General features: G+C 41.2%; 13 protein-coding genes. 1 reads left to right on the plus strand and 12 read right to left on the minus strand.

Annotation, left to right across the window (positions count from 1 at the left end; translation table 11 throughout):
- Positions 1-117 precede the first annotated feature (117 nt).
- Positions 118-402, plus strand: coding sequence for a DUF3270 domain-containing protein (locus ACT17O_RS06605; RefSeq protein WP_001276160.1), 285 nt, complete (start codon positions 118-120; stop codon positions 400-402).
- 63 nt (positions 403-465) lie between these two features.
- Here the strand turns inward: ACT17O_RS06605 and ACT17O_RS06610 are convergent, their stop codons facing one another.
- From ACT17O_RS06610 to ACT17O_RS06665, 12 genes are all read right to left on the minus strand, one after another.
- Positions 466-1,803: a sensor histidine kinase gene (locus ACT17O_RS06610; protein WP_000482348.1), complete on the minus strand. Its 1,338-nt coding sequence runs from the start codon at positions 1,801-1,803 to the stop codon at positions 466-468.
- A complete protein-coding gene (ciaR, locus tag ACT17O_RS06615; RefSeq protein ID WP_000590630.1) occupies positions 1,793-2,467 on the minus strand; it encodes a two-component system response regulator CiaR in 675 nt (224 codons plus the stop codon). Before ciaR ends, ACT17O_RS06610 begins: the two co-directional genes overlap by 11 nt.
- Positions 2,468-2,576: 109 nt before the next feature.
- The gene (locus ACT17O_RS06620) at positions 2,577-5,123 is read right to left on the minus strand and encodes a M1 family metallopeptidase (protein ID WP_444817284.1); all 2,547 of its coding nucleotides are present in this window, start codon (positions 5,121-5,123) and stop codon (positions 2,577-2,579) included.
- Positions 5,124-5,243: 120 nt separating this feature from the next.
- On the minus strand, positions 5,244-5,684 hold the full coding sequence (locus ACT17O_RS06625; RefSeq protein WP_268699721.1) for an ASCH domain-containing protein: 441 nt from the start codon (positions 5,682-5,684) through the stop codon (positions 5,244-5,246).
- Positions 5,681-6,529, minus strand: a complete 849-nt coding sequence (locus ACT17O_RS06630; protein ID WP_444817864.1) for a putative PEP-binding protein — start codon at positions 6,527-6,529, stop codon at positions 5,681-5,683. Before ACT17O_RS06630 ends, ACT17O_RS06625 begins: the two co-directional genes overlap by 4 nt.
- Positions 6,507-7,007, minus strand: coding sequence for an NUDIX hydrolase (locus tag ACT17O_RS06635; RefSeq protein ID WP_444817285.1), 501 nt, complete (start codon positions 7,005-7,007; stop codon positions 6,507-6,509). The genes ACT17O_RS06630 and ACT17O_RS06635 overlap by 23 nt, the downstream gene beginning before the upstream one ends.
- A 10-nt stretch (positions 7,008-7,017) precedes the next feature.
- Complete coding sequence (locus ACT17O_RS06640; protein ID WP_444817286.1) at positions 7,018-7,716, minus strand: 3-oxoacyl-ACP reductase; 699 nt, start codon at positions 7,714-7,716, stop codon at positions 7,018-7,020.
- A complete protein-coding gene (locus ACT17O_RS06645; protein WP_000141914.1) occupies positions 7,709-7,945 on the minus strand; it encodes a DUF2829 domain-containing protein in 237 nt (78 codons plus the stop codon). Before ACT17O_RS06645 ends, ACT17O_RS06640 begins: the two co-directional genes overlap by 8 nt.
- Before the next feature lie 113 nt (positions 7,946-8,058).
- Positions 8,059-8,874: a hypothetical protein gene (locus tag ACT17O_RS06650; RefSeq protein WP_000749425.1), complete on the minus strand. Its 816-nt coding sequence runs from the start codon at positions 8,872-8,874 to the stop codon at positions 8,059-8,061.
- 148 nt (positions 8,875-9,022) lie between these two features.
- Positions 9,023-11,275: a glucosaminidase domain-containing protein gene (locus ACT17O_RS06655; RefSeq protein ID WP_371590000.1), complete on the minus strand. Its 2,253-nt coding sequence runs from the start codon at positions 11,273-11,275 to the stop codon at positions 9,023-9,025.
- Between the two features lie 110 nt (positions 11,276-11,385).
- Positions 11,386-12,372: a dihydroorotate dehydrogenase gene (locus tag ACT17O_RS06660; protein ID WP_444817287.1), complete on the minus strand. Its 987-nt coding sequence runs from the start codon at positions 12,370-12,372 to the stop codon at positions 11,386-11,388.
- Positions 12,335-13,135, minus strand: coding sequence for a dihydroorotate dehydrogenase electron transfer subunit (locus ACT17O_RS06665; protein ID WP_444817288.1), 801 nt, complete (start codon positions 13,133-13,135; stop codon positions 12,335-12,337). Before ACT17O_RS06665 ends, ACT17O_RS06660 begins: the two co-directional genes overlap by 38 nt.
- Positions 13,136-13,189: the final 54 nt, after the last annotated feature.

Raw genomic sequence — 13,189 nt, forward strand, 5'->3', positions numbered from 1 at the left:
GTGTCAAGAAGAGAGACTTAGAAGTTGATAAGAGACTTTAGTAGTTTTGTAACAATTCTGTAATAATTCTCTGCATAAAAAATGATAAAATAGTTATGTACTGTTAAGGAGAGAATCATGTCCGCAAGAAAACTAGAAGCATATGAGTTTGAACAAGCTCCCGAATCGAAACAAACTCCGCTTTACCAAGATTACACACCTGAAGCCCCAGTCGGCCCTAACCTAAAAGAGATTTTATTTTTTGTAAATATCGCTTGTTTCTGTATTTTTATGGCACTTTTTAGTTTTATCTTTTTAGCTATAAAATTAAATACAGCTTTATCCTTTGTCGCTGCAATGGGTCTTAGTTTTGCCCTTTTACAACTTCAACGAAAGATGATGAAACGAAAATTTTCAAAATAAAGGTTGGTACTACTACCAACCTCTTTTTCAGTTATCTAAAAAGACAGTTATAAAACTGTCTTTTTATTTATTCTTTCGTTTTGAAGGAGATTGAATAGCGATCTTAACTTCAAAAATCGTTCCTTTAGGTTTGTTATCTTTCACGCTAATCGTTCCTCGCAAAGCATCAACAATCTGCTTGGCCAAGGATAGTCCAAGACCAAAGCCACCTTTCTGACGGGTTCTCGCCTTGTCCACACGGTAAAATCGGTCAAAGATTTTCTTCTTGTCAGGAGCTGAAATTCCAATTCCGTTATCCGTTACTGTTAGATAGAGGTGGCGATCTGTAGCATGAACTACAAACTCAATTTTCCCATCTTCTTCTGTATACTTGATGGCATTGTCAAACAAGATGGTCATGAGTTGTTTTAGGAGCAACTGATCGGTCATGAAGGGACGATAAATCCGATTTTCATACTCAAAAATACGATCATTTTCAGAAGCAATCAACTCATAGTTAGCAAAGGTTGTTTTAAAGAATTGCGGAGAAACTTCTGCTATTTCTGGTTTGATTCCATCATCGCGACGTGCAAGGTTGAGAAGATTGGTCGTGAGGAAACGCATGTTGCGAACTTCTTCAAGACTCGAAGCGATACTTTCACTGGATTCCATAATCGTCGCCTCTGGTTTTCGAAAGAGATTTTCTAAACGATTTTGTAAAACGGCCAAAGGCGTTCTCAGTTCGTGACTGGCATTTTCGACAAAGGACTTCTGCTTTTGCATACTTTCCAGCAAGGGTTTGACACTGACACGTGCCAAATAAACACTGGCAATTAAAGACAGGAGCCAGAAACTAGCCATGACTACAACAATTAAATGCTCGTGGTTTTGGCTGATTTGCTCAAGCTGGCTGGTATTGATTAAAACCGCCGCATATTTGACATTGCTTGAAACAGTGGACGAATTTGTTTCCATCAAGATCATCCGGTAGGTTTCTTCCTGACCGTAGCTATTGACAACTTGGATTTGGCGAATATGATTCAACTCCTTTTTGTCCAGCTTGATCTTATCCAAACCTAAAAAACGGTTCCCTAGTAAGAGTTGGTTAAAATCCTTGTCAAAGAGCAAGACTTCCGTATTGGAGCTGACATTGGGTTTGATTTCAGCCTTGTTGGCATCCGCTGTTGCGGGTTGAATATCCTTGACCTCTTCAGTCGCCCGATTCAAGGCTAACTGGATAACCGCTTGGGGACTGCTACTAAGGGCTTGGAGTTTTTCATCTACAGAAGTATAGAGACTCGAGTGCATGACCTGGAGGATAATCAAGGTCATAGCAGAGAAGATCAGGGTGAACACTCCAAAGTTTCGAATGAAATAGCTGAAATCATCCGCATACCATGTTTTTTTTAGTTTATTGAACATCTTTTAAAATATACCCGACACTACGCAAGGTTTGAAGATTTTCAGCAAAGGCTGTTCCCTTCAATTTCTTACGAACTTTTGAGACATAGACTTCTACAACGGAAATCGTCGTATCGCTATCAAATCCCCATAGACGGTCAAAAATTTGCGTCTTAGGAAGAATAACATTTTGATTTTGAAGGAAATAAACCAATAACTCAAACTCTTTTCCGAGTAGTTCCACAGGAGTATCTTCCACCTTCACTTCATTCGTTGAAAGGTTAACGACAATATCTCCATAGGTCAAGGTGTTTTCGTTAAACTTACCTGAACGTTTGAGAAGGGCTTGGATCCGCATTTTGAGTTCTTCAAGGTAGAAAGGTTTGGTGAGGTAGTCATCCGCTCCAAGCTCAAAACCGTGTCCCTTGTCATCCAAACTCTCTTTGGCAGTCATGATAAGGACTGGTGTCGTGATTCCTTTTTCACGCAATTCTTTCAGAACTTGGAAGCCATTTTTTTCAGGCAACATCAGGTCAAGCAAAATCAAGTCATAGACGCCACTTTCAGCTTCGTAAAGACCTTCTTCTCCATCAAAAACCTGCATGACATCTGCAAAATCATCTAAAAAGTCAAATACTGAGTTTGACAGGCCTAGGTCGTCTTCTACTAATAAGATTTTTATCATCAGAAACTCCTCCTTGTTATGATTATTATACCAAAATTGCCTTAAAAAAAACTCAACTCTCTCTTCTTTTCAGATAGAAAGTTGAGTTTTTGTTTACATTTTGAACGAATTAAGCCTTGCCATATTGGGCTACAACAGCTTCGACTGCTGCTTTCTCACGCTTAATCAAGTCAACACGCGCTGCGATATCCTTGATCCCCATGCGGATATTACGGCTAAGAGCTAGGTCAGAAAGTTGCGGTTCAAAGAATTCCTTATACTCAGCCAAGCGTTCTTCTGTTTTAAAGATGTGTGATGGGAAGATGACAAAGCTATCAAAGCTCATATCCCCACCAAGAGCTGCCTTGATCCAATCCCAGTTTTCACGCGCCCATACCCAAACAGTTTCTTGAGTTGTTTGGTGTCCGAGGAATTGGAGGTACCATGAAGAAAGGTCTTGTGGTTTCACCACAAATTTGTCCTTCCATGAACGAATCAAGGTTTGGATATTGTCAGCATCTGTACTGTAGGCTAGAGCAGCTGCCAACTGGCGTTTGAAGACCGCATCCGTCGCATGAGTGTAGAGGTCCAGATAAGTTGCGACCAAGTCCTTGGTCTCATAGTGTTTCATTTCATTGATAAGAACTTGTGCACGGATGGCTGCTGGAAGTCCTGCAAGGTTCTCCTTGTGAGCTGCAAAGATTTGGCTAGCGACTTGACTAGCTTCTGCATCATTGGAGCGAATCATCATAGAAACGGCCAACTGACGAACCAATTCATCCTCATCTGATTCTCCGTCTTTGGCTTCAAAGCCAAGACGGTCATAGTTATGACGAGCCAATTTAGCAACCAGACTGTTAAAGGCTTTCTCAGCTTCTGTACCTTCATCGATAAAGCGCTCAAGGGCAGAAATCACTTGAGAAACAGCTGAAACCACCAGATAAGACTCTTCCTTAGCAAGTTTATCAAGGACTGGAAGCAAGTCTGCATAAGAAATGTGCCCTGCTTCAGCCAACAAACGACGTTCTTGAACGATTTGCAGTTTGCTTGTGTTATCAAGTGTCTCTAACTCAGCAAGAACAGCATCTAACAAGTCTCCTTGATAGTCTGTAATGTAGTGGGCAGTATTTTCAGTATTGAGGCGAAGTGCTCCTTTGTTTTCAGCAAGAAGAGCGGCATAGCCAGGGATTTCGATGCTTTCAGTTTCAAGTGTATCTGGTAGGCCTTTCCAGTTGCTGTTGAGTGGCACCACCCAGAGACGGTTCTTGTCTTCATGCTCACCGATGAAGAATTGTTTTTGCGAAATCTTCAAGACGTCATTTTCAACTTTGACAGTGAGAACTGGGTATCCAGGTTGTTCCAACCAAGAATCCATGAAGGCTGCAACATCACGTCCTGATGCTTGTCCGAGAGCATTCCAAAGGTCTCGACCAATGGTATTGCTGTATTGGTGTTTTTCAAAGTAAGCATGCAAGCCTTTAGCGAAATCCGCATCACCGAGCCAACGGCGAAGCATGTGCATGAGACGGCTTCCTTTGGCATAGACGATAGCGCCATCAAAGAGGGTATTGATTTCATCTGGGTGTTTAACTTCAACGTGAACAGACTGAACGCCATCCGTCGCATCGCGTTTAAGCGCAGCTGGAACACCACCTGTTTGGAAGTCTTCAAAGATATTCCAACTTGGCTCGATGGCATCCACACAGACGTATTCCATCATGTTAGCGAAGCTTTCATTAAGCCAAAGGTCATCCCACCATTTCATAGTCACGAGGTTTCCAAACCATTGGTGAGCCAACTCATGTGCTACAACTAGGGCAACTTGTTGACGGCTAGCAAAGGTTGAGTTCTCATCCACAACCAAGTAAACTTCACGGTAAGTCACAAGACCCCAGTTTTCCATGGCACCTGCTGAGAAGTCAGGAAGGGCGATGTGGAGCGATTGAGGAATTGGATACTTAACTCCGTAGTAATCTTCGTAAAACTCGATTGAGCGAACGGCGATGTCTAATGAGAAATCAAGGTTAGATAGTGGATGGGCTTTGGTTGAGTAAACACCTACGAGGGTACCGTTTTTAGTTTTAGCGGTCACCCCTTGCAAATCACCAGCGACAAAAGCCAACAAGTAAGAAGACATGCGAGGTGTCGTTTCAAACTTCCAGATGCCTGTTTCCTTGCGGTTTTCAACATCGATTTCTGGCATGTTCGACAAGGCAACTTCATCTTCTGCTTGGTCAAAACGTAGAGCGAGGTCAAAAGTCGCTTTTGCTTCTGGCTCATCCACACATGGGAAGGCTTCGCGCGCAAAATGGCTTTCAAACTGAGTGGACAAGACTTCCTTCTTGACTCCATCAACTGTGTAATAAGAAGGGTAAATCCCTGTCATGTTGTCTGTGATTTTTCCTGAAAAAGCAATAACCAATTCAACTTTGCCAGCCTCAGCCAATTCGATATGAAGGGCTTCATTGTCATGGTCAACTGTAAACGGACGAGCTTGACCCGCAACTTCTACAGAAGTGATTTCCAAGTCTTTTTGGTGAAGGGAAATACGGTCACTCTGTGCTTGACCAGTAATGGTCACCTTCCCAGAAAAGGTCTTGGTCTCACGACTCAAGTCTATAAATAAATCATAGTGTTCAGGAACAAATTGGGTAATAAAATGTTCTACTGCTTGCATAGTTTTCTCCTATTCTAAGTTTAAGAGTTTTACTCTTCTTCAAACAAACTTATTATATCATGTTTTGCTTAAGAAAAAAGGATTGGACGGTGATTTCCAAAACTTTCTTCCTTCTGCAGTCTAGAGTGGGTAGACCTTGCGAAATTCTTCCAAAACAACCTTGCTGTCAGGGGTAAAAGTCAGTCCGGCTTCCCTCATCCACTCGGTGAAACAGTCCTCATGAACCTGGCGCCAATAGGCTAAAGATTTGTCTCCCTCCCCTTCCTTGTAGGCATGGTCAGCAGAAACTTGATGAAAAGGCTGAACGGAAACCTTTGTAATTTCGACAATGCAGACAGCCTGATCTTGACTGTCTAAAATGACATCGAAGGTCCCTTCTTGTGGAAGTGGTTCGTCTTCTAGTGCGTAGAGGTCGTAGGCTGAGGCGGTTGCTGTCTTTTCGCCTTTTAAAACCAAATCAGCCAAGAGATCGGCTTCCACTCCAAAAGCCCAGACATCTATCTCATCTCCAATCGAGGGGTTAATTTGCTTATACGCATTCCACATTTCTTGAGGTGTCATGGGTTGCTCCTTTGTATTTTTTTACTTACTTCTTTTACACGTTTGAGGTGGTCTGGATGATCAATCTCTAAATCAAAAATCTCTGGAATAGAACTGTAGTGGATAATACACTTGATACCCATCTGATTCATTTTTTGTATGAAAGAAGCATTCAGATAGCCTGCTACAGCAAAGTCAATCTTTTTCATCCTTGCTTTATCCTGCATATCTCTCAGCATATCTAACATTATTGGACTTTCCATATCATGCCATTGACTGTTTCTCACAGTCGCAAAAATAAAAGAAGTCAAATCATTCATTCCAACTATAATCTTTGAAATACCCGTTTCCAATATTCTATCCAAGTCAAAATAAGCTGACGGTAATTCAATCATTGTGCCGACTTTTCCAGTAAAACCATGCTCACGCAATACTGTAATAGCTTGCTTTAACTGCTCAGCATCATTGACAAAAGGAAAAATAACAGACAGATTGGGATTGGTTTGATAAACTTCTGTAACGACATGTGCCTCAGCCTGAAATTCATTCGGACACGCCAGCAAACGCCTTATCCCTCTATATCCAAACAAGGGATGATTTTCATCAAAATGCTCTTTAGTCCCCTCTAAACAATTAGCTTCTGTATTTGTTAACTCTGAAAAACGATACCAAACCTCTTCGTCTGAGTACAAGGAGCAAATGGTATCTAGATAATCTTTTACAAATTGCTGGCAACTTGCTAATAGGATGTTTTGATTAAGCTCTCTCAACAAATATTCTCCACGAATCATACCGACGTGGTGCAATAACTGAGGATAAACTTTTTCAACAATTTGTTCTCCACTAAGGACAAGTTGGTTTCTCATCATTCACCTTCCAATTCATGTAAGAAGTCTTGTCCAGCTCTGGAAATCCTAATAATTCAGACTTGACCTTCAAGACTAATGGCGATGCATTTTCTTCTGTGATTTTCTGAAAATCCATCCAAATATATCCAAGTGAATCATTCGCACCATCAGAGACAGCTTCCGAAATCGTAACCTGAGGTTCCTTCTCGTTGACCTCAATATCATAAAATGCCATGATATGGTGAACCATAAAATTTTTTAACTCTTCCCTGACGAAAACATCGTAGATTCGAGGATTAGAGTAGCTTCTAACAGTAAAACCTGTCTCTTCCATAACTTCTCTAATCAGCGTTTCCGTCAATCCTTCACCAAGTTGCTGACTACCACCAGGTAGATCATAACGATGTTGATAAGGGCCTCTCGTTTTTTCAATGCAGAGTAACTTCCCATTTTCAAAGCAAACAGCATAGACTCCAAAGTGTTTTTTGATTTCCATCCAACTCCTCCTACTTCAAAGACCAACCACCATCTATTGTCAAGATTTGTCCTTGCATGGCGCTCGCTTTTCCACTTGCTAAGAAAAGGCTAATCTCTGCTACTTCCTCTGGCTCGATCCAGCGCTTGATTGGCGTTTCACTAGCCACCCAGTCAGCTAAGCCACCTGGTTCAAAGTCCATAGCGGTCATAGCTGTCTTGACTGCCCCCGGAGCAATCCCAAAGATCTGAATACCAGCTTCAGCATAGTCTAGAGCCAACTGCTTGGTAAAGCCAGCCAAGGCATGCTTAGACGAGGTATAGGCGTGTCCACCTCCGCCAGCTAGGCTCGAAGCAATCGAACACATATTGATAATGATTCCTTTTTTATTTTCCAGCATTTGCGTCAAATAATGTCGAGTCAACTCAACAGGAGTCACGTAGTTGATTTTAAAAATCTCTTGAATTTCCTGTGCTGATTGTTCCAATAAAGGCTTATAAGCATCCAAAACTCCTGCAGTATTGCACAAAACATCTACATAAGGACACCAGTCAAAAATTGGCTCCAAGTCCAAGGTCAAATCTCTCTGTAAAAAGTAGAAATCACCCTCCAAGAATGGATTTTCACCTTGATCAACTCCATATACTTGATAACCCTTCTCTAAAAAGAGGCGGGCTTGAGCCAGACCAATCCCTGAACTTACACCTGTAATGAGTACACATTTAGTCATTCACTTCTACCCAATCCGTCGCCAAAACATCACAAGGTGTCGGGCTCCACATGGAAAAACCTTCCCCTTCTCCAGACACGTTGATGAGAAAATAAGGCGTCACTTCAAGTGCAACCCCGTTTTGTTCGATAGTGTCAAAGAGTTGGACATAGTTTTCAGCCCCTCCCCAACCAGTTCGTACATATTTTTTCTTGGCCTTTAACCCAGGCAGGATTTCTTCAAATGTCATGTTGTTCTCCTTTAATTCTACATTCTTCAATTAATTATAACAAAAAACCGTTTTCCAACGGCTTTTTGACTGTATCTTAGTTCAATAAAACAAATAGCTATCCAATTCTTTAATTATTTCAGTTCAATTAATTTATTGTAGATTTTCTCAGTCAGTTCTTTCTGTTGTGCTCCTGTTAAATGGTGCGAAGTGCGAATTAATATGGTTCCATAAACATAGTGGGATCCCGGATTTAAAGCAGTTCCATCAAAAGCACTAATATAAGTATTGCGCTTTTCTGCATCTTCTTTTGTCTTATACACCTCTATATTTCCTCCAACATCATTGCCTTTATGAACAATATCCGAGCCTTCTACAGATTCAGTCACTTGCTTGTCAACAAAATATACAGACGCTGTATATCCTCCTTGTTTATTTAATTTTTTATTAGGGTCATTATCCTCCGTAACAGATTGTACTCCAGTAATTGATTCTATTTCTTTAAGTCTTTCTTCAATAAAAGAACTAGAAGGATTTGTAATTTGTTTTAATTGAAGAATGCTATTTTGATAGTGAGTCAATTTTTCAGACAAATTCTTTTTTGTTTCACTATAATCTAATGGTTGACTTAATTCTTCAATTTGCTTCTCAATCTTAGCAGTCGCTTTCTCCATTTCTGGTTCTTTACGAAGTGAATCTTTGCTATCCTTTATAGTTGATTTCAATTCTTCCAATGTCTTAGAATCAAGAGGTTCTTCATTATTCTCAATAACCTTTTCAGCCTCAGCTATTTGATCTTCAACTTCTTTATTCTTTTCATTTAAATCCTTTACTACATCTTCAAACTTAGTTACAGCAGCTTGATGAGGCGCATAGGATAAGAAATAGTATCCTGTTGCCAAACCTAAAGCAATAAAAGTAATAAGCCCAACAATCATTGATTTCTTCATTTTAAACTCCTCAATTTATAAATAATCTCCTCTATATTTTAATATATTGTTTTAAATATTTCAAGTGTAAAAAGCTATAGAATCAACTTATTGCAAGATATACAAAAACGATATCCACTTTTCAGTAGTTACCGTTGTTTTCTTTTGATTAGTCTTTCCCACCAAGTCTACTATTGATAGTCATCATGATGCTGGCTATTTTCTCACCCCAGTAAGGATCGGAAGCATAGCGAACATTCATTCCGGTTGCCTTGTTTCCAAGGTGGTCTCTACCATAGTCAATGTAATTTTCACGAATCCACTTGGCCGCTCCAAGAATTCCTTTGTCCACATTATCAAAGCTCTTGGCTGAGAGATATGGGCTAGTATCATAAGCAGCAATACCAAAGAAATTGTTCTTATCTCTGGCAATTTGACTGCGTCCCCAAGCACTTTCAAGGGCACTATGGGCCATCAAGTAAAGGGCATTTACACCGTAGCGTTCCTCAGCTTCTTTGAAAGTCGCTCCTTTACCTGCAAGAGGACTATCCTGCAAGTTCATCATTGAATACAGTTTATCCAACTCAGCTGCACTATAATTACTTGGTTCTCTCAAGTTTTTATAGAGGAAAGGATTTTTAATGGTAAAGCCATCAAAATGCTCTCCATCAGTTGAGTAGTACTTCTTGCCAATAACCATAGCAGAGGTGTGTGGAGCTACTTTGATACTCGTGTATGGAGAGAGTTCATGGTAAAGGAATTTCCCATCACTAGTATAATGAGGGATAAACTCGCTTCCTTCATCCACTGCTGTCAAATCACTTTGATTCATATAGCCAGACAAGCCAGAAATCGAAACTGCAAGTCGGCCACCTTTTCGCGTCGAGCTATCCAGTGAAACAATACTTCCTTGATTAATGTAACTCAAGATTTCTCCAGATGCACTGTAGACATAGGCTGTGATGGGTTTAACTTTGTAATATTTGGTTTTATCCGCAACATGCCATCTACCAGAAGCATCCAAGGTATGACCATCCACAGTTTCATTTTTTGCCATATAACCGCCTGATTTAAGGTAATACCATGATTGGTCGGATGAATCGTAGATTAATTCTTTCTCAGCCATCTTTCCATTTGACTTGAGATAGAACCAGTTATTCTTGTACCATACCCACTCACTCGCAGCCATATAACCACCAGATTTGAGATAGTAGTAACCATTATCCCAGAGCCATTCTTTATTGGCATAATTTCCATCAGAGTTGATATAGAACCAAGAGTTATAGTTCTTGTCAAAGAGCCAACCTTTGCCGGCTTTTACACCACTGCTCGTCACATAACTACGGTCAATCCAAGTTTCCGTAGAGAGGTAGCCGCCTGATTTGAAATGGTAATCCTTGCCTTTGATGGTTTGCCAACCTTTTTCAGCATAGGTTCCATCATCTTTCAAGTAAAACCAAGAGTTATAATTCTTGTCAAAGAGCCATTCCGATTTCAGTTTGGCTCCACTTTTAGCAACATAGAAGCGGTCAATCCAGCGCTCGGTAGAAAGATAGCCGCCTGATTTGAAATGGTAATCTTTTTCTTTAATCGTTTCCCAGCCTTTTTCGGCATAGGTTCCGTCAGCTTTCAAGTAAAACCAAGCATCATAATTCTTATCAAAGAACCATTCCGATTTCAATTTAGCTCCACTCTTCGCAACATAGAAGCGATCAATCCAACGTTCAGTAGAAAGATAACCGCCTGATTTAAAATGGTAGTCCTTCCCATCTATAGTTAACCACATATTTTCAGCATAGGTACCATCTTGTTGAAGGTAGAACCAACTGCTATAGTTGTCATCATAAATCCAGGCTTGTTTAACCTTATTACCATTTTCTGATATATAGCTCTTACCAAGCCAAGCATTTTTCAGCATTTTACCTTGTGAATTGATGTAGTACTGGTTCTCCCCTTGAGTGATCCACTCATCTTTGGCCATTTTCCCGTCTTCTTTAAGGTAATATTTTTCCTGACCTTGTTGAATCCATTCGTTTTGAGCTTTCTGACCATCAGACTTGAGATAATACCAGGATTCTTGTTCCTGATTAAATACCCACTGTTCCTTGGCTTTAGCACCACTTTCAGTCACATAGTACTGGCCAACCCACGTTTTCGTAGCTAATTTTCCAGCTTCGTTAAAATAGTAATCCTTACCACCAACTGTCAACCAGCCGTTCTCAGCACGATTTCCATCAGCTGTTAAATAAAACCAGGCCTGTTGCGTTTGGTCATAGATCCATTGGTTGGTTGCTGGTTTCCCGTCTGCTTTGAGGTAGGTCTTTCCTTGCCACGTTCCCTCTTCTGCTTTTGCTGTCTCCACTACAGTAAAAAAACACCCCAATAAGCTAGCACTTACTAGGGCCACTTTCCATCGTTTCATTTAAATGCTCCAATAACGTTTTCTAAACCCTATTGTAACATAGTTAATCGACGGAAATATTACAAATTGATGAAGATTCTATTTCTTGTTGACGATAAGGAAAGACTAGCTTATCTCAGACTGGCTTTGACTTCCTTGCGTAATTCTTCCAAACTGCTAATGCCATACTTATCCATGACTTTTGGTAGATGTTCGATGATATCAGGACAAGCGTAAGGATTGGTAAAGTTGGCTGTTCCAACTCCGATGGCAGATGCACCAGCTAGATACATTTCTATCGCTGCTTCAGCCGAATCCACTCCTCCCATTCCAATAATGGGAAGGTCGGTTGTTTGGGCGACTTGGCGGATGAGTTTGAGGGCTACTGGAAAGACTGCTGGTCCAGACATTCCACCTGTTCCATTGGCTAGGATTGGTTTTCTGGTTTTAAGGTCAAAGCGCATACCAACAAGGGTATTGATCATGGTTAGGCCACTTGCCCCTGCATCTTCTGCGGCTTTGGCGATGGTGACAACATCCGTTACACTAGGGGTTAATTTAACATAAACTGGCACATCAGAGGCTTCCACAGCTGCCTTTACCACTTCATAAGCCAAGTCAGGATCTTGCCCAATCAAAAGTCCATGATTGCCGTGATCCACATTCGGACAAGAGATATTGAGCTCGATAGCTTTTACATTTGTAGCCTTGGAAATCCCCTGAGAAACGGCAGCGTACTCTTGTTTTGAAAAGCCTGCAACATTTGCGATGATGGGAAGCGTAGGATACTCTCTTTCCAGCCAAGGTAGTTTTTCAGCTAAAACAGCTTCTAAACCAGGATTTTGCAAGCCGATTGCGTTGAGCATACCAGCAGGTGTCTCTGCAACCCTGGGAGTAGGATTGCCAAAACGGGGGTCAAGTGTCGTCGCCTTGATCATAATGGAGCCTAAAAGGTCTAAATCATAGTACTTAGCATACTCTTGACCAAAACCAAAACAGCCTGATGCTGGGATAATTGGATTTTTCAAATCCAAACCCGGTAGAGAAACTTGTAAACGATTTGTAGTCATCACTTTCTCCTTATAATACAACTGTTCCTGTGTGGAAAACAGGGCCATCTTCACAGACGCGTTGGCTGACAGTCTCACTATCTGGCACTTTTAGAACACAGGCATAGCAAGCCCCCATCCCACAAGCCATACGGGATTCCAGAGATAGGTAGGCTCTTGGATGATCATAAAATCTTTGATTGATATACTTCATCATTCCAGGAGCCCCACATGAGTAAACAGCATCAAATTGACTGTCTAAGTCATTGATGACGACAGAAACATTTCCCTTTATACCATAAGAACCATCATCTGTCGTTACAAAAACCTGACCATATTGGGCCAATTCTGTTTCGAGAATAACAGCATCCTTGTTGGCAAAACCAAGGACTGTCACTACTGTTACCCCACGCGCATGCAATTCCTTGGCTACTTCGAGCAAGGGCGGAACACCAATACCCCCACCAACGAGGAGGACTTGACTCTGGTCGTCTAGGTCAGACAAGTCAAAACCATTTCCCTGAGGTCCCATCACATCAAGAGTATCTCCCTGACTTAAGGTTGAAAAAATAGCGGTCCCATCCCCCTCAATCCGATAAATGAGGTGGCACTGCTTGTTTGCCTTGTCAATAGACGAAATTGAAATAGGGCGACGCAAGAGATGGGCATCATCAGGCACACGCAGATGAAGAAATTGGCCTGCTCGCATGGCTTCAACCATCTCCCCTTCTAGGACTAATTCAAAGATTGCTGGCGCAATTTCCTCTTGTGCAACCACCTTCATGGTTTCCAAACGAATAGCACCCAAACGTTTCTTACATGTGGGATTCATGACTTTTCCTCCTTAAATTTAAGGGGACCAGATAAAGAAAAGACCTTGCTAATG

This window comes from Streptococcus sp. HJ1, assembly GCF_052399005.1.
In the GTDB taxonomy this organism is placed as follows: Bacteria; Bacillota; Bacilli; order Lactobacillales; family Streptococcaceae; genus Streptococcus.

Coding starts and splice junctions, on each gene's coding strand:
- ACT17O_RS06665 (WP_444817288.1), bottom strand. CDS start 13,135: ATGAATCCCACATGTAAGAAACGTTTGGGTGCTATTCGTTTGGAAACC.
- ACT17O_RS06620 (WP_444817284.1), bottom strand. CDS start 5,123: ATGCAAGCAGTAGAACATTTTATTACCCAATTTGTTCCTGAACACTAT.
- ACT17O_RS06660 (WP_444817287.1), bottom strand. CDS start 12,372: ATGGCCCTGTTTTCCACACAGGAACAGTTGTATTATAAGGAGAAAGTG.
- ACT17O_RS06645 (WP_000141914.1), bottom strand. CDS start 7,945: ATGACATTTGAAGAAATCCTGCCTGGGTTAAAGGCCAAGAAAAAATAT.
- ACT17O_RS06635 (WP_444817285.1), bottom strand. CDS start 7,007: ATGGAAATCAAAAAACACTTTGGAGTCTATGCTGTTTGCTTTGAAAAT.
- ACT17O_RS06655 (WP_371590000.1), bottom strand. CDS start 11,275: ATGAAACGATGGAAAGTGGCCCTAGTAAGTGCTAGCTTATTGGGGTGT.
- ACT17O_RS06650 (WP_000749425.1), bottom strand. CDS start 8,874: ATGAAGAAATCAATGATTGTTGGGCTTATTACTTTTATTGCTTTAGGT.
- ACT17O_RS06630 (WP_444817864.1), bottom strand. CDS start 6,529: ATGAGAAACCAACTTGTCCTTAGTGGAGAACAAATTGTTGAAAAAGTT.
- ACT17O_RS06640 (WP_444817286.1), bottom strand. CDS start 7,716: ATGACTAAATGTGTACTCATTACAGGTGTAAGTTCAGGGATTGGTCTG.
- ACT17O_RS06605 (WP_001276160.1), top strand. CDS start 118: ATGTCCGCAAGAAAACTAGAAGCATATGAGTTTGAACAAGCTCCCGAA.
- ACT17O_RS06625 (WP_268699721.1), bottom strand. CDS start 5,684: ATGACACCTCAAGAAATGTGGAATGCGTATAAGCAAATTAACCCCTCG.
- ACT17O_RS06610 (WP_000482348.1), bottom strand. CDS start 1,803: ATGTTCAATAAACTAAAAAAAACATGGTATGCGGATGATTTCAGCTAT.
- ciaR (WP_000590630.1), bottom strand. CDS start 2,467: ATGATAAAAATCTTATTAGTAGAAGACGACCTAGGCCTGTCAAACTCA.